At 72.6% G+C, this 21,702-nt stretch carries 13 protein-coding genes; 8 read left to right on the forward strand and 5 right to left on the reverse strand.

All coding sequences use genetic code 11. From position 1 onward, the window contains the following. Positions 1-112: 112 nt before the first annotated feature. From AKI01S_RS22420 to AKI01S_RS22435, 4 genes are all read left to right on the forward strand, one after another. On the forward strand, positions 113-967 hold the full coding sequence (locus AKI01S_RS22420; protein WP_067821280.1) for a TIGR03089 family protein: 855 nt from the start codon (positions 113-115) through the stop codon (positions 965-967). A gap of 58 nt (positions 968-1,025) precedes the next feature. Continuing rightward, positions 1,026-2,459 (forward strand): LCP family protein, encoded by a 1,434-nt coding sequence (locus tag AKI01S_RS22425; RefSeq protein ID WP_067821283.1) that lies wholly within the window; start codon positions 1,026-1,028, stop codon positions 2,457-2,459. An 88-nt stretch (positions 2,460-2,547) separates the two neighbouring features. Next, on the forward strand, positions 2,548-3,663 hold the full coding sequence (locus tag AKI01S_RS22430) for an acyltransferase family protein (RefSeq protein WP_067821286.1): 1,116 nt from the start codon (positions 2,548-2,550) through the stop codon (positions 3,661-3,663). 286 nt (positions 3,664-3,949) lie between these two features. Next, complete coding sequence (locus AKI01S_RS22435; protein ID WP_067821290.1) at positions 3,950-4,951, forward strand: CDP-alcohol phosphatidyltransferase family protein; 1,002 nt, start codon at positions 3,950-3,952, stop codon at positions 4,949-4,951. A gap of 65 nt (positions 4,952-5,016) precedes the next feature. Here the strand turns inward: AKI01S_RS22435 and AKI01S_RS22440 are convergent, their stop codons facing one another. Then, on the reverse strand, positions 5,017-6,555 hold the full coding sequence (locus AKI01S_RS22440) for a hypothetical protein (protein ID WP_157420014.1): 1,539 nt from the start codon (positions 6,553-6,555) through the stop codon (positions 5,017-5,019). Between the two features lie 649 nt (positions 6,556-7,204). Between AKI01S_RS22440 and AKI01S_RS22445 the strand changes: the two genes are divergently transcribed. Together AKI01S_RS22445 and AKI01S_RS22450 are read left to right on the forward strand one after the other, a co-directional pair. Next, positions 7,205-9,445 (forward strand): bifunctional glycosyltransferase/CDP-glycerol:glycerophosphate glycerophosphotransferase, encoded by a 2,241-nt coding sequence (locus AKI01S_RS22445; protein WP_067821296.1) that lies wholly within the window; start codon positions 7,205-7,207, stop codon positions 9,443-9,445. Between the two features lie 132 nt (positions 9,446-9,577). Beyond that, positions 9,578-12,988, forward strand: a complete 3,411-nt coding sequence (locus tag AKI01S_RS22450; RefSeq protein ID WP_067821299.1) for a bifunctional glycosyltransferase/CDP-glycerol:glycerophosphate glycerophosphotransferase — start codon at positions 9,578-9,580, stop codon at positions 12,986-12,988. Here AKI01S_RS22450 and AKI01S_RS22455 read toward each other — a convergent pair. From AKI01S_RS22455 to wecB, 3 genes are read right to left on the reverse strand one after another with little or no spacing between them, the layout of a single operon-like run. After that, positions 12,978-15,107, reverse strand: a complete 2,130-nt coding sequence (locus tag AKI01S_RS22455) for a glycosyltransferase (RefSeq protein ID WP_157420018.1) — start codon at positions 15,105-15,107, stop codon at positions 12,978-12,980. The two genes, AKI01S_RS22450 and AKI01S_RS22455, sit on opposite strands and share 11 nt — an antisense overlap. A gap of 29 nt (positions 15,108-15,136) precedes the next feature. Continuing rightward, positions 15,137-15,868 carry a hypothetical protein gene (locus AKI01S_RS22460; protein WP_067821302.1) on the reverse strand — a complete coding sequence of 244 codons (732 nt, stop codon included), beginning with the start codon at positions 15,866-15,868 and terminating at the stop codon, positions 15,137-15,139. Then, positions 15,861-16,928 (reverse strand): non-hydrolyzing UDP-N-acetylglucosamine 2-epimerase, encoded by a 1,068-nt coding sequence (wecB, locus tag AKI01S_RS22465; protein WP_067821337.1) that lies wholly within the window; start codon positions 16,926-16,928, stop codon positions 15,861-15,863. The genes AKI01S_RS22460 and wecB overlap by 8 nt, the downstream gene beginning before the upstream one ends. Positions 16,929-17,160: 232 nt before the next feature. Here wecB and AKI01S_RS22470 point away from each other — a divergent pair, with 232 nt between their 5' ends. Both AKI01S_RS22470 and AKI01S_RS22475 read left to right on the forward strand, forming a co-directional pair. Further along, positions 17,161-18,456, forward strand: coding sequence for a nucleotide sugar dehydrogenase (locus AKI01S_RS22470; protein ID WP_067821304.1), 1,296 nt, complete (start codon positions 17,161-17,163; stop codon positions 18,454-18,456). Between the two features lie 98 nt (positions 18,457-18,554). Beyond that, positions 18,555-19,682, forward strand: a complete 1,128-nt coding sequence (locus AKI01S_RS22475) for a glycosyltransferase family 4 protein (protein WP_067821307.1) — start codon at positions 18,555-18,557, stop codon at positions 19,680-19,682. Positions 19,683-19,694: 12 nt separating this feature from the next. Here the strand turns inward: AKI01S_RS22475 and AKI01S_RS22480 are convergent, their stop codons facing one another. After that, on the reverse strand, positions 19,695-21,503 hold the full coding sequence (locus AKI01S_RS22480; RefSeq protein WP_067821310.1) for an outer membrane protein assembly factor BamB family protein: 1,809 nt from the start codon (positions 21,501-21,503) through the stop codon (positions 19,695-19,697). Positions 21,504-21,702: the final 199 nt, after the last annotated feature.

The raw sequence follows: 21,702 nt of genomic DNA on the forward strand, positions 1-21,702 counted from the left end.
GGGCGCCCCGGGCCGTCGGAATGTGGATCCATCGTCGCGGAGCGTAGCGGCTCGCCCACCGCGCCCACCGGGAGGCGGGCCGGAGCGGGGACAAGCCATACCCTTCTGCTCCATGAGCGATGTGAGCGACGTCCGGTCACCGGCCGACCTGCTGCGCCGGAGGGTCGCCGCCGACCCGTCCCGGCCGTTCGTGACGTTCTACGACGACCGGACCGGCGAGCGGGTGGAGCTGTCGGCGCGCACGTTCGACAACTGGGTCGCCAAGACCGCGAACCTGCTGGTGGACGGGCTGGGCGCGCAGCCGGGCACCCGCGTGGTGCTGGCGCTGCCGCCGCACTGGCAGACGGCGGTGTGGCTGCTGGCCTGCTGGTCGGCGGGGCTGGTCGCCCGGCCGCTCGACCCGGCGGAGGTGCGCGGCCGGGGCGGCGACCTGGCCGGTCTGGTCGGGGCCGGCCCGGCCGGGGAGCCCTACCTGCTGGCGGCGGCCGAGGAGGTGCTGCCGGACGTGCTGGACGACCCGGACGCCGAGGAGGTCGTCGGGCTGTCGCTGCACGCGCTCGGCGGGCCGCTGGCCGACGCCCCGGCCGGGATCACCGACTACGCCGTGGAGGTGCGGTCGTACGGCGACCGGTTCACCCCGCCCCCGGGAGTCACGCCTGACACACCAGCCCTATCTGTGACAAAGGCCACATTCACCGGGGCGCAGCTGGTCGACGAAGCCCGCGCACACGCGGCGAAATGGGGGCTGGACGCCCAGGACAGGGTGTTGGTTGACATGCCGTACACCACACCCCTCGGGGTTCAGGCCGGTCTTCTTGCACCACTAACCTCAGGGGCTTCCGTCATAATCCAACGAAACTTCGACAAAGCATCCCTAGATCGCCGCGTGACCCTGGAGCATGTGACCGCGGTGGCCGGACTGTCCGGATGGAATGACGCATCCGGGTCCGTACACCGGCTCGCCTGACCTACTCTCTGTTTCCCGACCCCCCAGGAAGCGGGCCAAGCCCCCACCCACGGAGCCGATGAACAGCAACCCGATGTACATGGAGTACGTCGACGACGCCGATCCTCCCCAGGATCCGGCGCGGCGACGCGGCTGGCGCATCCTCGGCTGGGTGTCGATCGGCCTGTCGGTCCTGCTGGTGGCCTCCTCGCTCACCTTCTACGGCTACTACCGGAAGGTGATGGGCAACATCAACCAGCAGGACCTCAACGCCGCGCTGGGCAAGGACCGGCCGAAGAAGCTCAACAGCGCGCTGAACATCCTGCTGCTCGGGTCGGACACCCGCGCGGGCGCCAACGGCAAGTACGGGCGGCAGATGCGGAACGACCCGCCCCGCTCCGACACCATGATCCTGCTGCACCTGTCGCCCGGCGGCGGCCAGGCGATGGGCATCAGCTTCCCGCGCGACCTGATGGTGCCGATGCCCTCCTGCAAGACCTCCAACGGCGGCCGGTCGGCCCCGCAGGCCCGGGCGCAGATCAACTCGGCGTTCACCATCGGCGGCGCGCCCTGCGTCGTCACCACCATCGAGAAGCTCAGCCAGATCAAGATCGACCACTTCGTGCAGGTCGACTTCAACGGCTTCAAGACGATCACCAAGGCCGTCGGCGGCGTCCCGGTCTGCCTGACCAAGAGCGTCAACGACCCCAAGTCCAAGCTGCGGCTGTCCGCCGGGCGGCACGTCATCAGCGGCGAGACCGCGCTGGCCTACGTCCGCAACCGGTACGGCCTCGGCGACGGCTCCGACACCGACCGCATCAAGCGCCAGCAGAAGTTCATGGGCGCGCTGGCCGACCGGGCGCTCAGCAAGGGCGTGCTCAGCGACCCCGGCAAGCTGACCGGGCTGCTCAGCGCGGTCACCAAGTCGCTGACCACCGACAGCGAGCTCAAGATCTCGACGATGATGCAGATCGCCCAGGGCATGCAGGGCATGTCCTCGGGCAAGCTGCGCTTCGTCACCGTCCCGTCCGGCCCGGACCCGCTCGACCCCAACCGGGTCGCGCTCACCGCCGCGGCCCAGCCGTTCTTCGCGGCCGTCCGCAACGACAAGACCGTGCCCGCGCCCGAGCCCAAGGGCAGCGCGCCGAAGATCCCCGCCAGCCAGGTCCGGGTCCGCGTCTACAACGGCAGCGGCATCTCCGGCCAGGCCGGCCGGGTCGCCGAGGACCTGCGCGCCCAGGGCTTCCAGGTCGAGGTCGGCGGCAACGCGACGGGCCGGCAGACCGCCACCCGCGTGCTGTACGGCCCCGGCGCCGACCAGCACGCCCAGACCCTCGCCAAGGCGATCAACGGCACCCCGCAGCCGCAGGCCCGCGCCTCCGGCGGCACGGCGGGCGTGGTGGAGCTGATCGTCGGCAGCGGGTGGCCGGGCGTGAAGGCCCGCAGCGTGGGCCTGCCCACCAAGGTGCAGGGCGAGATCCGCGCCAACGAGGACCCCTGCAAGAAGCCCTGACCCGCGACATCCTGACCGCGACGCCGTGGCCCGCACGGCACGGCCCCGATCCCAGCAGTCCCCCTATCCCGAGGGTCGCCCCCGCCTCATGACGTACACGCTCAGGCCCGCAACGGAGACACCGCCGACGCCCCCCGACCCGGCCGCCGGGACGGGTGGGCGGGAGGCGGCGCCCGCGCCCCGGCGCAGGGAGCGCGACCCGTTCTTCGACAACGCCAAGTTCCTGGCGATCATCCTGGTGGTGGTCGGCCACGCCATCGCCGGACTGATGAAGGTGCCGCTCGCCAAGGGGCTGTACCTGTACATCTACATGTTCCACATGCCGCTGTTCATCGTGGTCACCGGCTACCTCTCGCGGAACTGGACGTTCTCCGGCAGCAAGGCCCGGCGGCTGATCACCACGGTCGGCGTGCCGTACGTGGTGTTCGAGACCGCCTACTCCACCTACGACTGGCTGGTCGGCCGCAACACCCTTGAGATCAGCCTGCTGAAGCCGTACTACCTGACCTGGTTCCTGTGCGCGCTGTTCATGTGGCGGCTGTCCACCCCGGTGTGGCAGCAGATCCGCTGGCCGCTGGCGGTGGCGGTGGCGTTCTCGCTGCTGTCGTACATGAGCGACCTCGGCGGCACCTTCAACATCCACCGGGTGATCGGGCTGCTGCCGTTCTACGTGCTGGGCCTGCTGCTGCGGCCCGAGCACTTCGAGGTCGTCAAGCGGCCGTCGTCGCGGTGGATCGGGTTCGGGATCCTGGCGGGCGGCCTGGCCGCCGCCTACCTGGCCATGAACCACATGGCCAAGGAGTGGATCTACTGGCGGTCGCCGCACGAGGACCTGGGCGTCGACAACGTCACCGGCACCGCGATGCGGATGGGCATGATGGTCTGCGCGACGGTGCTGGTGTTCGCGTTCCTGGCCGTGGTGCCGCGCCGCCGCACCTGGTTCACCGCGCTGGGCGCCAACACCCTGTACGCCTACCTGCTGCACGGGTTCGTCACGCGGGCGCTGTCGTTCTTCGGCTGGTGGAAGCTCGACTGGATGGCCACCACGCCGGGCACGATCGTGATCATCGTCGGGGCGGTCGTGGTCGGCACGTTCCTGTGCTCCCCGCCGGTCAAGAAGGCGATGAGCTGGGCGCTGGAGCCCAAGATGACCTGGGCGTTCACCAGGCTGCGCCCGCCCGCGCGCGGCGGCGCGAAGAGCTGACCCTCTCCGCGGGGCCCGGCGCGCCGCCAGGTCTCAATCCCGTGATCTTGCCCGGTCACGCCGCATACCGGTCGTTCCACGCGAAATACTGTGCGTGGGACGTCGGCTCCGCCCGCGCGGCAGGTCCGCTCCCGGGCCGTCACCCCGATATGTGACAAAAAAGCAACAGAGGGTAACCAACCTCCGGGGGTCGCTACCATCACGGAGGCCCCCGCGACCGTCTTCGGCCGGTATCACCCCCCGCAGCGCGGGAAGGTCTCATCGCAAGAGGAAAGGACAGTTCCCCATGGCGAACTTCACGCTGGACGACGTTCGGCAACGAACGTACAAAGCGCGTGACGCATGGTGGACGGTACTGCTGGTCGACCCGCTCGCCGCCCGGCTGGTCAAGGTCACGGCCAACCGGACCAACATCACCCCCAACCAGCTCACCGTCGGCGCGCTGATCCTCGGCCTCGGGGCGGGTGCCTGCTTCCTCGTCGGGACCTGGCCCTACCTCCTGCTCGGCGCGCTGCTGTACCACCTGTCGTTCACGCTCGACTGCATGGACGGCAAGATCGCCCGGCTGAAGGGCAACGGCTCGGTCTTCGGCGCATGGCTGGACTACATCTTCGACCGGATCCGCGTGCTGCTCTGCGCGATCGCGCTGATGGCCGGGCAGTACCTGATCACCGACAACGTGGCCTACGTGTGGACCGCCGTGGCCGTGGTGTTCCTGGACATGCTCCGCTACATGGACGCGCTGGAGACCTACAAGGTCCGCGCCCAGATGCGGGCCAAGCTGAACGCGACCCGGCTGGAGGCCCACGAGCTGGAGCTGGCCGCCCGCCGGCTCCGGGGCGAGGACGTCACCGCCGTCAGCGAGGAGCTGCGGGCCGCCGAGAACGCGCTGCGCAGCGATCCGGAGGCCGACATGGAGGACCGGGTCCTGGGCGAGCAGCCCACCCACCAGGTGCTCCAGCAGGGCTTCCACGAGAAGTTCCCCTGGTACGCGCGGATCCGCCCGTTCCTGGCCCGCACCCGCATCCGGCCGCACCTGTTCAGCGGTATCGAGTTCCAGATGGGGGTGTTCGTCGTCGCCCCGGTGCTGGCGGCGGCCGTCCCCGGCGCGATCATCCCGACGACGGTCGTGGCGGGCGCGGGGCTGCTGGCGTTCGAGCTGGTCATCATCTACAAGTTCTGGCTCTCCACGCGCGACTACAGCCGCAGCCTGGCGAAGCTGGAGGGGAAGGTCGAGGCGCTGCGCGCGGAGCTGCCCGAGCAGGTCCACTACTCGCACAGCGCGTGACCCCCTGAGACACGGGAACGCCCCCGGCCGGTGGCCGGGGGCGTTCCGCGTTCTCGGGCGCCGTCTCAGGCGCGCTGGCCCTCGTGCTCGGGCTCTCCGACGGCCTCGACCCCCTCGGAGGTCTCCGGCTCGTCGGCGGCCTCGGGCTCCCCCGCGGCCTCGGGCCCCGACCGGGCGGGCGCGTGCGCGACCGTGCGGGGCTCGCGGGCCAGCGTGAGGCCCGCCGCCAGCACCGCGAACGGGATGCACGGCAGCAGGTAGCGGTAGTCGAAGTCCGCCGTGGCCGCCGGGACCACCAGCAGGGCCAGGGCGATGCCCCACGGCAGCAGGACCGGGCCGCCCAGCCGCCGGACGCGCAGCAGCACGCCCGCCAGGCCCACCAGCATGTAGACCCCGAGGAACGGGCCCCGCAGGTAGAAGGTGTGCTGGTAGTCGCGCATCCAGGCGCCCTGCGGCTCCACGACGCGGTGGATGACCGGCCTGCCGTTGGTGTACCAGTCGAGGTAGAGCCGCTGCATGTCCGACTGGGACGCGCCGACCGGGAAGTCGTACTGGGCCACCGTCCAGGGGGTCGGGTAGTCCTCGCGCTTCCACTCGAACGCGCGCAGCGTGTCGCGGACCACCACGTTCAGGTAGTCGCCGGGCTGCTTGGCGATGGCCTCCTTGACGAACTCCCCGGCGAGCTCGTTGGCGCGGACGCTGCGCTTGTCCTCGGGGAAGTGGCGGAACGGCGTGTCGCTGGTCCACATCGCCTGGTAGGCCCGGGCGGGGACCCGGGGCCGGGGCGGCACGCGGTCCATGCAGAACACCTCCAGCTCGGGCCTCGGCTTGATCACGTCGCAGCGGGCGAAGTCGACGACGCGGCCGTACATCCAGATCTGGTCGCTCTTGGTGAAGGTGTGGACCCCCCAGGTCCCGTGGAACCAGTGCAGGTAGAGCAGCAGCGGAACGGCGACCCCGGCGACCACCGACACCAGCGCCCGCCAGCCCGCGCGGCGCAGCAGCATGCAGAACAGCACCACGGCGATCAGCGGCAGGCCGACCGAGCGGACCATCGCCGCCGCGCCCAGCGCGAGCCCCGCCGGCGCGGCCGCCCACCAGCTCGTCCGCCGCCGCCACAGCACCAGCGTCACGCCCGCCGTCAGCAGGAACGTGAACAGCCCGTCCGACATGAGCATGTGTTCGAGCTGGATCTGGTAGGCGTCGTAGAGCACCGGCAGCGTCACCAGCGTGGCCACCAGGCCGGGAGCCCAGGGCCGCCAGCGCGGCCGGCCGGTCCGCAGCCCCCGCCACACGATCGCGTAGACCATGACGCCGGTGAGCGCGCCCAGCGCGTGCTGGACCGCCAGCACCACGGTCCAGCTCTCGAACGGCCGCAGTGCCCACAGGAACACCGAGTACCCGCTCGGCCGCAGGTCGTCGGGGGCGAACTGGATCGCCGCGTTCAGGTAGGTCCGCGAGTCCCCGAACCAGAAGATCCACGGGAAGCCGAGGATCGCGATCCAGCGCAGCGCCACCGCCCCGGCCAGCGCGGCGAGGAACAGGCCGTGCGCCGTCAGGAACCGTCCCGTGCCCCGTGCCGTCCGCCTCACGAGTTCTGCCACACGCAAACTGGACTGCCTTCCCTTGGCCGGGCCGTTACCGTTTCGATGACGGCCTCCGTGATTACGCAGCGTCGCACCGCGGGGAGCGGTCGCCGACGCGACCGGTGGCGGAACGCGCGGACCGTTCGCGGGGTCGCCCCCTCTGCCAGACGTCCGACGGACACGCCCGGTTGACCGGCGACGCGCGGGGGGTGTCGCCGGGTGTTCTCCCCGTGATCGGCGATTCCATGGGTACGCTGAGTGAACATCCGGTTACGTCGGTCGCCCGAAAGCCTACTCAGCCTCTTCCCAAAGGTCACATTGACGGTTTATGCCCAGGTCACGGCCGATGAGCCGGAGTGTGCGGACCCTTCGCGAGGGGCCGCCGCCCGCTCGCGCGGCCCGTCCGCGCGGGGCCGCCGTCCGGCGCGCCCCGACGTCCGCCGGACACCGGTCACGCTCTGTGTCCAATTTGATCGTCCAACAGCGCCGGATACCCTTTTGTGCCCGAAGTCAGCGTTAACCTCACATGAGCAAGTGGCGAACCAACTCCCACGGTTGGCGCTAAAGTCCCTAGGGCGCTTCTGTCGGGACACCGGCGCTCCACGGCCGGTTCACCCGCAGGCTGCTCCCCTCGGCCCGCCCGTCCAGTAGTCGATTGGCCCACTGTATGAATTCCGGCCCCGCCCTCTCGCTCAGCATCATCGTTCCGGTCCACCGGGTGCAGGGATACCTGCGGCAGTGCCTGGACTCGATCCTGGTCCCCGACCTCCCCAGCCTGGAGGTCATCGCGGTGAACGACTGCTCGCCCGACCACAGCGGCGAGATCCTCGACGAGTACGCCGCCCGGGACCCGCGCCTCCAGGTGATCCACCTGACCGAGAACCAGGGCCTCGGCGGGGCCCGCAACGTCGGCCTCGACCGCGCCACCGGCGACTACGTGTGGTTCTTCGACAGCGACGACTACGCCACCTCCGACGGCGTCCGGTCGGTCTACGACCGGCTCTGCGAGACCCGCCCCGACGTGCTGGTCTTCGACTACGCGCGCGAGTACTGGGACGGCCGGGTCAAGCGCAGCGTGATCAACCACCTGTTCCGCGAGCCCCCGGCCCCGGACGTGTTCACCGCCGCCGACCGGCAGAGCGTGCTGCGGCTGATGATGACGGCCTGGAACCGCGCGATCCGCCGGGACTTCCTGCTGGGGCTCGGCCTGCGGTTCAGCCACGGGTACTACGAGGACGTCAACGTCACCTACCCGGTCCTCATGGCCGCCGAGAAGATCAGCCTGCTGGACCAGGTCTGCTACATCTACCGGCAGCGGCGGCAGGGCGCGATCACCCGCACCGCCTCCACCAAGCACTTCGACGCGTTCGCGCAGTACGACCGGATCTTCGCGTTCATGGACTCCATGGGCCCGGAGGCCGACCGGTTCCGCCCGATGATGTTCGACCGGACGATCTGGCACCTGCTGGTCATCCTGGAGCGCGGCGACCGCGTGCCGCCGGCCGAGCGCGCCCGGTTCTTCGCCGAGATGTCGAAGACGTTCAACAAGTACCGCCCGGCGGGCCACGACCGGCCCACCGAGGGCTCCATCGCCTCGGCCACCAAGAACCCCGGGCCGCTCCTGGAGACGCTCGCCGTCAAGTACGAGTTCATCCGGAAGAACGACCTCAAGGGCTACGACCGCTTCATGGCGCGCAAGGCCCTGCGCAAGAAGGCGGGCAAGGCCAAGAAGAAGGTCCGCAAGGGCATCAACTTCGCCAAGCGCAAGGGCATGCGGGCGTACTACCACACCCAGCTGCGCCGCCCGGTCGAGGCGAACACCGCGGTGTTCGCCTCCTACTGGTACCGCGGCTACGCCTGCAACCCGGCCGCGATGTACGAGAAGGCCAGGGAGCTGGCCCCGCACGTCCGCAGCGTCTGGATCGTCAAGCCGTCCAAGGCGGCCGGGATGCCCAAGGGCGTCCCGTTCGTGGTCAGCGGGACCCGCGAGTACTACCGGACGATGGCCCGGTCCAAGTACTTCGTCAACAACGTGAACTTCCCCAACCACGTGATCAAGCGCAAGGGGCAGGTGCACGTGATGACGCAGCACGGCACCCCGCTCAAGCGCATGGGCCTGGACCAGCAGTACTTCCCCGCCGGCGCCAAGGGGATGGACTTCACCGAGCTGATGGAGCGCAGCGAGCGCTGGGACTTCCACGTCTCGGCAAACCCGCTGACCACCGAGGCGTGGGAGCGCAGCTTCCCGGTGAACGCCGAGATGCTGGAGATCGGCTACCCGCGCAACGACCGCCTGGTCCGCGCCACCGACAAGGAGAGGGCCCGCCTCCGGGAGCGGCTGGCGATCCCCGAGGGCAAGAAGGCCGTCCTCTACACGCCCACGCACCGCGAGTACCGCAACAAGTTCGAGCCGATGTTCGACATCCAGCGGTTCGCGCGCGAGCTGGGCGACGAGTACGTGCTGCTGCTGCGGGCGCACTACTTCTACCGCCCGGCCCCCGGCACGCTGGACCCCGAGCGGGTCATCGACGTGTCGGCGTACCCGACCGTCGAGGACCTCTACATCGCCTCCGACGCGATGCTGACGGACTACTCGTCGGCGATGTTCGACTACGCGGTGCTGCCGGACCGGCCCATCGTGGTCTTCGCCAACGACTGGGAGACCTACAAGATCACCCGCGGCGTGAACTTCGACATCACCGAGTTCCCGCCCGGCCTCGTGGCCTACACCGAGGACGAGCTGCTCCAGTCGTTCGCGTCCGGGGCCCCGTGGGAGTCGCAGTACACCAAGTTCCGCGACGCGTTCCGCGAGCGGTTCTGCCCGTGGGAGGACGGCCAGGCCAGCGAGCGCGCGGTCCGCCGGATCTTCCTTGACGACAAGGACGCCGGGCGTCCGCCGAAGAAGTAGCCCCGGTCGGTTACCCTTCTCCTCCCCTCTCCCACACCCCTCCGGCGTTCCAGGTGAACCCCCCGCACCCGGCGTTCCGCCGTTCCCCGCGCCCCTGACAGGGGGCGCGGGGCCCGCCTTAAGGAGCCCGCTTTGGCGACTCATCGGATCAGTGTCGTGGTCAGCGCCCGCCGCACCGGCGCGGACCTCGCCGAGACCCTCCAGTCGTTGGCCGAGCAGACCCACCGTGAACTCGAAGTGCTGGTGGTGGACGGCGGCACCGGAGCCGTGGCCGGAGTGGAGCTGCCCGACGAGCGGTTCCGGCTGATCCGGCAGGGCGCGCCGAGCCGGGGCATGGCGCGGGCGATCGGCGTCGGCCAGGCGACCGGGGAGTACCTGGCGTTCGCCGACGACGGCGACGTGCTGCCCGCCGACGCGCTGCACCGCCTGCACGCCTCGCTGGCCGCCAGCGGCTGCGACTTCGCCGCCGGTTCGGTCGCGGTGCGCCGCGAGGGCGGCTCGGTGCGCCCGGCCGCGCTGCGCGCGGCGTTCGCCGACACCGTCTCCGGGACGCACATCCGGCGGCGCCCGAACCTGCTGGCCGACCGGACGGTGTCGGGCAAGCTGTTCCGGAAGGCGTTCTGGGAGCGGCACCGGCTGGCGTTCCCCGACGTGGACCGGGACGAGGACCTGGCCGTCGTGGTGCCCGCGCACCACCTGGCCGACGGGGTGGACGTCCTCGCCGACGTGGTGGTGCGCCGCCGCGGCGAGCTCACCCCGCAGCCGTGCGCCGAGCCGCAGGCCGCCGCGCACTCGTTCGCGGCCGTCAAGGCCGTGCTGGAGCGGATGGACGGCGCGTGGCGGCCCCGGGACCGCCGCCGGTTCCTGACCGCCGTGCTGAACGAGGAGCTGCGCGCGTTCCTGGACGGCCTGCCCGACGCCGCCGACCCCGAACGCGACCAGATCATCGAGCTGGTGGCCGCGCACGCCGACTGGCTGGAGCCGCAGGCCCTGGCCTACGTGCCGGCGGTGACCCGGCTGAAGTGGCACCTGGCCGCCCAGCGCCGCCGCACCGAGCTGGTCAAGGTCGTCCGCTACGCGCGCGGCAAGCCCTCCCCGGCGATCGTCCGGGAGGGCCTGCACCGCTACGTCGTCCATCCGTACTGGAAGGACGACAAGATGGACCTGCCGCCGGAACTGTACCGGGCGCGCACCGAGGTGCGGCTGCGCAGCCGCGTCCACGAGGTGGCCTGGCGCGACGGCAGGCTGGTGGTGTCCGGCGAGGCGTACATCAACTCGGTGTCCAGCAGCCGCCGCTGGACCGCGATCAAGAGCGTGACGCTGCGGCAGGGCCGCCGCCGCATCCCGCTGCTGGCCCGCAAGACGCCCAAGCCGGGCAAGAAGGCGGGCCCGTGGACCGGGTTCGAGTTCACGATCGACCCGAGGAAGCTGCGGCGGCGCGGCCGGTGGGTGGACGGCCACTGGGACGTGGAGGCGACCGTCTTCAACGCGGGCGTGCTGCGTTCGGCCCCGCTGCGCGGCGGGACCGGCGGGTCCGGGGCGCGCCCCCCGTACCAGTACGTGGCCGACGACGTGCGGATCGTGCCGCGGATCGTGGACGGCGTGCTGCGGATCTCGGTGGAGACCGTCACCGCCCGCGCGACCGCGCTGCGCTGGGCCGGGGACGAGCTGGAGATCGAGGGCACCGCCGCCGCGCCGCCCCGCGAGATGACGCTGACGCTCGGCGACGACGTGGCGCACGTGCCGGTCACCGTCTCCGGGAACACCTTCCGGGCGCGCGTCCCGCTGCCCGAGGGCGACGGCAACGCCGACCCCAAGGCCATCGACGACACCCGCGACTGGGCGGTGCTGCTGGACGGCGAGCCGCTGGTGCTCGCCGAGGACGCCGCCGACGTCCGCAGGCTGATCGGCGTGCAGGAGGCGTTCGCCGGGCGCGGCGCGTCCGGGTACCTGCGCCTCGAACTGCGCACCTCCCGGTTCCAGGTGGACACCGCCGTGCTCGCCGCCGACGGCACCCTGACCGTCACCGGCGCCCACCCGGTCCACACCGACGGCGAGCTGGTGCTGCGCAGCCGGGGCCGCAGCAAGGACTACTCCTTCCCGATGGTCGCCGACGGCGACCGGCTGCGCGCGTCGGTGCCGGTCGCGGCCGTGCCGAGCGTGGCGGGCGTGCTGCCGCTGCGGCAGGGCCGCTGGGATGTGCTGTTCCGGCCCCGGGGCGGGCGCCCGCTGGCCGTGCGGGCCGCCGGGGCGATCGAGCCGCACGCGGTCGAGGTGCGGCGGCGCGGCTACGAGCTGGAGATGCGCGGCAACGGCCTGGCGATCGCGGTGACCAGCGACCTGGCCCCCGAGGAGCGCGGCAACGGCGCGTCCGCGCTGCGCGCCGAGGCGCGCGCCAAGGTCGCGAAGACCGGGCTGCGCGACGCGGTGGTGTTCTCCTGCTTCAACGGCCGCCAGTACTCCGACAGCACCCGCGCGATCCACGAGGAGCTGGTGCGCCGGGGCGTGGGGCTGGAGCAGCTGTGGGTCGTCAACGACGGCCAGGTCGAGCTGCCCGACACCGTCCGGCCGATCCGGCTGAACGGGCGCGAGTGGCACGAGGCGATGGCGTCGGCGCGGTACATCGTCGCCAACCACCGCCTCGGCGACTGGTTCCAGCGGCACCCCGACCAGACCGTGCTGCAGACCTGGCACGGCACCCCGCTGAAGAAGATCGGCAAGGACATCAAGGAGGTCCACTTCGCCTACGCGCCGGGCATGAAGCACGCCCTGCGGGCCCAGGCGAGCAAGGGCAAGGCCGCCGAGGCGCCGGTGGCGCCGACGCTGCCGGAGTGGACCCACCTGCTGTCGCCCAACCCGTTCAGCACCGAGATCTTCCGGCGCGCGTTCTCGTTCAAGGGCGAGCTGATCGAGACCGGCTACCCGCGCAACGACGTGCTGTACCACCCCGACGCCGACGCGATCGCCGCCGGGGTGCGGGCCAGGCTGGGCATCCCCGCCGGCAAGCGGATCGTGCTGTACGCGCCGACCTGGCGGGACGACCAGTACTACAGCCGGGGCCGCTACCGGCACGACATGCGGCTGGACCTGGACCGGGCGCGGGCCGAGCTGGGCGACGACCACGTGCTGCTGGTGCGGCTGCACAGCAACGTCGTGGACGGCGTCCCCGAGGACGGGTCGGGGTTCGTGCGGGACGTGTCGCTGTACCCCGACATCGCCGAGCTGTACCTGGTCGCCGACGTGATGATCACGGACTACTCGTCGGTGATGTTCGACTACGCCAACACCCGGCGGCCGATGCTGTTCTTCACCTACGACCTGGCCGACTACCGGGACCGGCTGCGCGGCTTCTACTTCGACTTCGAGGCCGAGGCCCCCGGGCCGCTGGTCGAGTCGTCGGACGCCCTGATCGAGGCGATCCGCGACGCCGACGTCACGGCCCGGGACTACAAGGAGAGGTACGACGCGTTCGTGGAGCGGTTCTGCCCGCTCGACGACGGCAAGGCCGCCTCCCGCGTCGTCGACCGGGTGTTCAGGCTGTGACCGCCGCCGGGGCCGCGTCCGTCGCCTCCGCCGCCAGGAGCTCCGTCCACCGGCGGCAGACCTCGTCCAGGGCGTAGGCGCTGCGGACCTGCGACTGGGCGAGACGGCGCTCGGTGTCCCACCGGCCCTCGGCGACCGTCGCCGCGATCGCGTCGGCCATCGCGTCGGTGCCGTCGTGGATCCAGCGCGTGTCGTAGATCGTGTCGGCTCCCGGCCACGGCAGCAGCGCCGGGACCGCGCCGGACGCCATGCCCTCGGCGGGCGCCAGGTGGAAGCTCTCGTCGTCGCTGGTAGACAGCACGAACCCGACGCGTCGCAGCCACGCCGCCACGTCCCGGCCGTAGTCGTCGAACACGACCGCGCCCGCCAGCAGCGGGGAGCGGCGGATGCGGCGGAACGCCTCCTCGTAGTGCTCGCGCTCCTCCTTCTTCCGCCAGATCCACCAGTACTCCCAGGGGAGCTTGGTCTTCACGAACAGCGTGAAGCGCGGATCGTCGCGGCGCAGGCGCTCCAGCACGTCCAGGGCCAGGTCCAGGCGCTTGCGGGACGGCGCGACGCCGATGAAGCCGAGGTGGTGCTCGGCGCCGGGGAGCTTGGGGCGGTCGAGGTCGGCGTCGTCCACCCAGTTGGGGATGACGGTGACCTTGTCCCGCGGCCAGCCCGTCCTCTCGCGGGTCAGGTCGGCGTAGTGGGGGCTGACGCAGATCACCTGGTCGACGGCGTCGATGTTCAGCCGCTTGGGCCAGTCGGCGTACAGCTCGAAACGGTGCAGCCGGACCACCAGGCGCTGGCCGGGGCGCTTGCGCTCGGCGTACCAGAGGGCGTTGGGACCGCACCACTCGCAGATGATCACGTCGGCCCAGTCGACGAGCTCCTGGCCGCGCTCGGGGTCGTGGGCGCGCAGCGCCGACCAGTGGTCGACGCGGACCTCCATGTCGGGCCGGGAGTCGAAGTACTCCAGCAGCCGCGTGAAGAACTTCAGGTCGTGCGAGGCGACGCCGACGCGCAGCTTGCGGCCCCCGGCGCGCAGCACCCGCCGGTCGGGTTCGGGGAACGCCGCCGCCAGGGAGCGGGTCAGGCGTTCGGCGGCGGCGTCCAGGGTGTAGTCGGCGGCGGCGTCGCGGCAGCGCCGGGCGGCCAGCGCGTAGGCGTCGGGGCTCTTGCCGACCAGCGTCAACGCGTCCACCACGTCGTCCTCCGTCGCGGCGAACAGCGGGTAGTCCGCGCCGAGGAGGCGTTCGTGCATGGGGGTGCGGTTGAGCACGACGGGCACGTTCAGCGCCCCGCACTCCAGGATCTTGGTGGACAGCTCCAGGCTGGCGTCCATGCTCGGGTGCCGCCAGGACACGCCGACGTCCCCGGCGGCGGTCAGCCGCATCGCCTCGGCGCGCGGGTGGCCGCCGTGCCAGACCACGCCGGGGCTGCCCTCCAGCGCCGCGCGCATCCGGGGCGCGTAGCCGGGGTCGTCGGGGTCGTCGTGGACCTTGTCGCCGACCATGTGGAGCTCGGCGTCCATGCCGCGCCGGCCGAGCAGCGCCGGGAGCCGGGTCATCTCCAGGGTGTTCCAGCGCGGGGCGAACTTGCCGGTGTAGACCATGCGCAGGGTGCGGCCCTCCGGGGCCCCCTCGGAGCGGGGCTCCAGGCCGTCGGGGAGCACCACGACCGGCGGGAACAGCACGCTCTTGCCCGCGGCGGCGGGCACCGCGCTCTCCAGGAAGCCCCGCAGCTCCTCGGTCTGGCACAGCAGCAGCCGGGAGGCGTCGGCGACCCGGTTGAGCTCGCCCCGCACCTGCCCGGTGAAGCCCGCCGCCGACTGCGGGACGTCGGTCAGGTACGTCCAGAGCCGTCCGGACAGGTCGGTGTGGGCGAGCCGCCCGGCCAGGCGGCGGCCCCGCACCACGACCAGGTCGTGCGGGCCGGCGGCGTCGATCCGGGCGAGGACGGTGGCGGCGGTGCGGGGGTGCATGCCCTGGTCGGTCGCGACCAGCCCCTCGGCGTGCGGGCTGCGGACGGTCACGTTCGGCAGGGCGCGCAGCGGGTCGACCAGGCGCCCCGTCCGGACCGGGGCCTTCAGGACCAGCGTCACCGCGCAGCCCGCGCGGGCGAGGGCCTGCACCATGCCCTGGGCCCAGATCGCCGAACCGTCGATCAGGTTGAGATCGACGTCGCCGTAGACGAGGGCGCGAGGTCGCACAGGAGATCCTTTCGGTGGGACAGGGCGGCGGCGAGATCGGTGGCGTCCCAGTCCAGGGACGCCAGGACGGGGGGCACGGGGTCGCCGACCAGGACGCGGGGAAGGTCGCGCCGGTGAGCGAGGTCGCGCAGGTGGTGCAGGGCGCGTTCGCGGTCGAACACCCCCGGGACGCCCAGGTAGGCCCACGGGCCGCCGGGGTCCCCGGCGCGGGCGTCCACGACGAGGGCGTCCACGTCGGCGCCCGGCAGGACCGTCGCCGCGTCGTGCGGGTACAGCTCGACGACCTTCAGGGCGGGGATGCGGCGGCGCAGCGCGTCGGCGGTGCCGGGGGCCAGGACGCCCGCGACGATCGGCCCCTCGTGGGGCCCGGCGACCAGCAGCCGGTTCTCGGGGCGGTCGACGCGCTCGGGCTCGACGGGGTGCTCCCCGTTGCGGCCGCCCCTGACGGGCCGGGGCGCGTGCCGCTGCTTCCAGACCCGGTACAGCTCGCGGGGCAGCCGGGGGGCGCGCCGCTTGGGGTTGCGGGCCGCGCCCGCGACCAGCCTGCCGACCTGCACGGTCGTGGAGTTCTCCAGCGCCTCCAGGCGGCGTTCCAGCTCCTGGACGCGCGTCTGGCTCTCCTTGAGCTGGGCGCGCAGCCGCGCGGCCTGGCGGTGGGCCTTCACGGGGTCGTCGGAGCTAGTCACCGAGGAACTCCAGGATGATGTCGGCGATGCGGGGCCCGGCCGCGCCGTCCCACAGCGGCGGCGTGCGGCGCTCGCCCGCGGTCCCAGCCTCCAGCGCCTTGCGGACGGCGGGGACGACCTCCTCGAACGTGACGAGGCGGTTGGTGCCGTGGGTGATGGTGACGGGGCGTTCGGTGTTGGGGCGGACCGTCAGGCAGGGGACGCCGAGGATCGTCGTCTCCTCCTGGAGCCCGCCGGAGTCGGTGACGACGGCCGCCGCGCCGCGCACCGCGGCGAGGAAGTCCACGTAGCCGAGCGGGTCGAGGACGTGCAGGCGGGGGTGGTCGGCGAGCCCGGCGGCCAGCAGCGTCGCGCGGCCGCGCGGGTGCACGGGGATCACGACGTCGGCCAGGTCGGCGACGCCGTGCAGGTGCCCGACCAGCGCCCCGGCGGTGGCGGGGTCGTCGACGTTGGCGGGGCGGTGCAGGGTCGCCAGCACGTAGCGTTCGGGCAGGCCGTGGGCGGCGCGGGCGGCGGCGACGTCGAACCGGTCCAGGTTGGCCAGCAGCGTGTCGATCATCGGGTTGCCGACCAGGTGGATCCGCCCGGTGGGCACGCCCTCGCCGGCCAGGTGGCCGATCGCCTCGGGGCTGGTGACGAAGCACAGGTCCGACAGCTGGTCGGTGAGGCGGCGGTTGACCTCCTCGGGCATCGTCATGTCGAACGACCGCAGCCCGGCCTCCACGTGCGCCACCGGAATGTGGATCTTGGCGGCGGCCAGCGCGGCGGCGACCGTGGAGTTCACGTCGCCGTAGACGACCACCAGTGCGGGGGCGCGGTCGAGGAACTCGCGCTCCAGGCCGACCAGCAGCGCCGCCGTCTGCTCGGCGTGGCCGCCGGAGCCGACGCCGAGGTTGACGTCCGGCTCGGGCAGGCCGAGGTCGCGGAAGAAGACGTCGGACATGCGCTCGTCGTAGTGCTGCCCCGTGTGCACGACGGTCTGGTGCGCGCCGCGCTCGCCCAGCGCCCGGATCACGGGGGCGGCCTTGACGAAGTTCGGCCGGGCCCCCAGGACGTGCAGGACCGGGCCGGAAACCGGCGCGGAGACGGGTGCGGCGGATGGTGATTCCTGCACGATTTCCCTTCTTGCCGAAACATGAACTCCCAGTAATAACAAGTGATGTCAGCGACCTCGCCGAAATCGTGGAACCCGACGTGACGGCTTCGTTAACAGTTCCGGAAGAGGTGGAAGCAGGGGCGATTCGCCCGATGGCGCTCCCTTACAGTCCGAACGTCGCCGGAAAGCGTCCGGCATGAACGGATCACTGTCTCGTGAAGGGAGCCACCGGGTGGATCTGGTGGTCATCGGGCTCGGCTACGTCGGGCTGCCGCTGGTGCGCGAGGCCTGCCGGGCGGGCCTGGCCGTCGGCGGCCTGGACCTGGACGAACGCGTGGTGGCGGGGCTGTCCGCGGGCCGTTCGCACATCGACGACGTCTCGGACGCCGAGGTCGCGGCGATGCGGGAGGCGGGCTTCACGCCCTCGACCGACGAGGCGGTCCTCGACGGGGCCCGCACGGTGGTGATCTGCGTTCCGACGCCGCTGTCGGCCGAGGGCGGGCCGGACCTGACCGCGGTGCGCGGCGCGGCCGCGACGATCGCGCGTCACCTGTCGTCCGGGACGCTGGTGGTGCTGGAGTCCACCACCTATCCCGGCACCACCGACGAGGTCGTCCGGCCGATCCTGGAGGAGTCCGGGCTGGTCGCGGGGCGGGACTTCCACCTGGCGTTCTCGCCCGAGCGCATCGACCCGGGCAACCCGGTGTACGGCGTCGCGAACACCCCGAAGATCGTCGGCGGCCTGACGGGGAACTGCGCGTCGGCGGCGGCGTCCTTCTACGGCAAGTTCGTGGAGGAGGTGGTGCAGGCCAAGGGCACCCGCGAGGCCGAGATGGCCAAGCTGCTGGAGAACACCTACCGGCACGTCAACATCGCCCTGGTCAACGAGATGGCGGTCTTCTGCCACGAACTGGGCATCGACCTGTGGGACGCCATCGACTGCGCCGCCACCAAACCCTTCGGCTTCCAGGCCTTCCGCCCCGGACCCGGCGTCGGCGGCCACTGCATCCCCATCGACCCCAACTACCTGTCCTACAAGGTCCGCTCCCTGGGCTACCCCTTCCGCTTCGTGGAACTGGCCCAGGAGATCAACGACCGCATGCCCCGCTACGTCGTCGAACGCGCCCAGCAGCTCCTCAACCGCGAGGGCCGCGCCCTCAAGGGCTCCCGGGTGCTGCTGCTCGGCGTCACCTACAAGGCCGACATCGCCGACCAGCGCGAGTCCCCGGCCCGCCCGGTGGCGCGCCGCCTGGCCAAGCTCGGCGCGGAGCTGACGTTCCACGACCCGCACGTGGACCGCTGGCGGGTCGGCGACGCCGAGGTGCCGCGCAGCACCGACCTGACGGCCGCGCTGGAGGCCGCGGACCTGACGATCGTGCTGGCCGACCACCGCGACTACGACCCCGCGACGCTGACCCGGCACGCCCGCCTGCTGTTCGACACGCGGGGCCGCACCCGGGGCCGCGCCGCCGAGACCGTCGAACTCCTGTGATCCTTAACCTCCCGTCCAGCGGCCCGTCATCGGCGCTTTCCCCCCTGCCACAAGAATCATTCTCGGATGATTCCCGGCTCTTTTCCGGAGTGAATGGAATGCGGGTCTGTGTTTGCACGGTCGTGCACCACCCCGAGGACGCCCGGATTCTGCACCGGCAGATCCGTTCGCTTCTCGACGCCGGTCACGAGGTCACCTACATCGCGCCGTTCCGGGCCTGCAACGTGACGCCGTGGCGCAACATCAGCCCCGTGGACGTTCCCCGCGCCACCGGCCGCCGCCGCCTGCACGCCCTGCGGGCGGCGCACCGCGCGCTGGCCGAGCACTCCGCCTACGCCGACATCGTCCTGCTGCACGACCCCGAGCTGCTGGTGGGGATGCCGCGGGCGGTGCGCCGCCGCACGGTCGTGTGGGACGTCCACGAGGACACCGCCGCCGCCCTCACCGCCAAGGGCTGGCTGCCCGCGCCGCTGGCGCCGCTGCTGCGCCCGGCGGTGCGCCGCCTGGAGCGGCGCGCCGAGCGGCGCCACCACCTGCTGCTGGCCGAGGAGGGCTACCGCGACCGCTTCACGCGGGAGCACCCGGTCGTCCCCAACACCACCTACGTGGCCGACACCCCACCCACGCCGCCGGACGACAACCGCGCGGTGTACGTGGGGCACCTGTCGCGGGCGCGGGGCGCGTTCGACATGATCGAGATGGCGCGGCTGCTGGCGCCCGAGGGCATCATGGTCGAGCTGATCGGCGCGGCCGACCCCGAGGTCCGCCCGGCCCTGCGCGACGCCCAGCGCGAGGGCCTGCTGCGCTGGTACGGCTTCGTCCCCAACGACCGCGCCCTGCGCATCGTCGAGGGCGCGACGGCGGGCCTGTCGCTGCTGCACGACGAGCCGAACTACCGCCACTCGATGCCGACCAAGGTCATCGAGTACATGGCCCACGGCATCCCGGTGATCACCACGCCGCTCGCCCCGGCCCGCGGCATCGTGGAGCCCACGGGCAGCGGCCTGGTGGTCCCGTTCAACGCGCCCGAGGCCGCCGCCGAGGCGATGCGCCGCCTCCGCAAGGACCAGGACCTGCGCGACTCGCTGGCGAGCCAGGGCTACAAGACGGCCCGCGAGCGCTTCCACTGGCCGGTCCAGGCCCGCCCGTTCGTCCACCACCTGGAGACCTGGGCCGGCGCCTACACGCCCGGGGAGCGGCCCGCCCTGAGCCCCCGGACCGCCTGACCGCCCGGCCGGTCAGGGGGCGGGGTGGCGGGTGACCGCCGTGGCCACCGTGCGGGCCAGGCGGGGGGTCGTCGCCGGGGGCGAGGCGCTCACCACCACGATGCGGCGGCCTACGCGCAGCGCGACGGTGCCCGAGGTCGGGCCGATGTCGTAGGCCTCGTCACCGCCCAGGTCGAAGCGGCGGCGGGCCTGGGCCTGGGTCGCCTGCAACGCGTTGAGCAGGCCCGAGGCGGCCGGGCCGGAGGAGGCCGTCCAGCGGACCGTCACCGTCAGGGAGCGGCGGCCGAGCCCCTCGTTGACGCGCGCCGGGCGGCGGTCGGCGCCGCGCTTCTCCTTCGGCTCGTAGGTGCAGGTCACCGGGCGCGGGAGCGGCACCGGGCCGACCCTCGTCCGGCCCGGGCGGGCCACGTGGTCGGCCAGGCCCACCGCCGACAGGTCCTCCTTGGTCAGCAGCGCGCAGGCGTCCGGCCACTCCTGGGGGCGCACCCCGGCCAGCTCGTCGGGGCCGGGGCCGACCGGGCCGCCGCTCAGCGACACCAGCCGCGCCGAGCCCTCCGGGCGGGGCGCGGCCTCGGGCACCGCCGCGAACAGGTAGCCGCCCGCCGCCGACAGCCACGGCCGCACCCCGCGCAGGTCCGGGTCCAGCGTGAACGGCACCGGAACGGTCGTCGTCCGCCCGCCGTGCCCCTCCCGCAGGTCCACCAGGTCCACCGCCGCCGGAAGCAGCCACTCGGCCAGCCTCGGGCGCAGCGCGTACACGCGGTCCCCGGCGTGCGCGAGGGCGGTGTACCCCGGGACCTCCCGGTCCCACTCGGTCCGCCGGTCGGCGATCCGCACCACCACCATCCGCGCCCTCTCCGGGCGCTCGCCGGTCCGCAGCACCACGACCAGCCGCCCGTTGTCGGTGAGCGCCGACGGGCACATCGCGTCGCCGCACACGTCGCCGTCCCAGGTCCCGACCAGCGTCCCGTGCCGGTCGTAGGCGCGCAGCTCGGCGCCGTCGGCGACCAGCGTGACCTCGCCCAGCGCCGTGACCTCGGGGGCCACGTCCGACCGGAGGTCCCGGATCCACCGCACCCGGCCGGAGGCGGGTTCGAGCGCCATCAGTCGGCTGCGGCGCCCGCAGTCCAGCGCCACGGCCGTCAGCTCCTCCACGCCGTCGGAGGGGTGGGCGGCGTCCTCGAACAGGCGGCATCCGGGCTGGAGCCGCAGCTTCCACAGCCGCAGCCCGCTCTCGGCCGACCTGCCGAACACCGCGGTGCGGCGCGCGTCCGCCGTGATCACCACGCCGGACCCGCCGGGCCAGCGCAGCGTCGTGCGTCCCACCGCGGCGGGCCGGTCGCCGGTCCGCCGCCACAGCATCCCGCCCGACAGCGCGTCGAACCCGACCATCTGGTGCTCGCCGCGCCGCCCGTCGCGTTCGAAGTAGCCGACCACCTGGCCGCGGGTCGCGGCCCAGCCCAGCAGCGTCCAGCCGACCCGGCGGTAGCTCCACCGGTCCCGTCCGGTCCGCGCGTCGCGGACCTCCAGCCCGCGCCCGGTCGCGGTCACCACCTGCCCGAGGACGATCTCGTAGGAGACGCTGTCGTACCCGGCGACGGGCCCGCTGTGCACCCGCGCCGACCGCTGCCACCGCACGGCCAGCGGGCCCGGCGGCGGGCCGATCCGCTCCATCCACGCCACGGGGCGGTCGGTCACCGCGTGCCGGACCTGCCACCACTCGGCGCTGACGACCAGCCGCGAGACCAGCACGGCGCACACGACCGCCGCCACCGCCCCCGCGCCCACCCCGAGCACCAGCCGCTGCCGGCCCCCGACCACGACCGTGCGCCTCCCGTCCGGCCTTTCCGTCAGACCTGTTCTCCCAGCGGTACCGCAAGGACTCCACCATGCCCTGTCCCGTGCCTCCCGCGCGACACGAGCGGGCCAGAGCACGCGGACGAACCGTCCTTCGAGGACGATCGGACCGGATTTCGGCGGCGGCGGAGGGACCGGTCAGCGGGTACGTCGGCGGTGACCT

It is taken from the genome of Actinomadura kijaniata NBRC 14229, from assembly GCF_001552175.1.
Taxonomy (GTDB): domain Bacteria; phylum Actinomycetota; class Actinomycetes; order Streptosporangiales; family Streptosporangiaceae; genus Spirillospora; species Spirillospora kijaniata.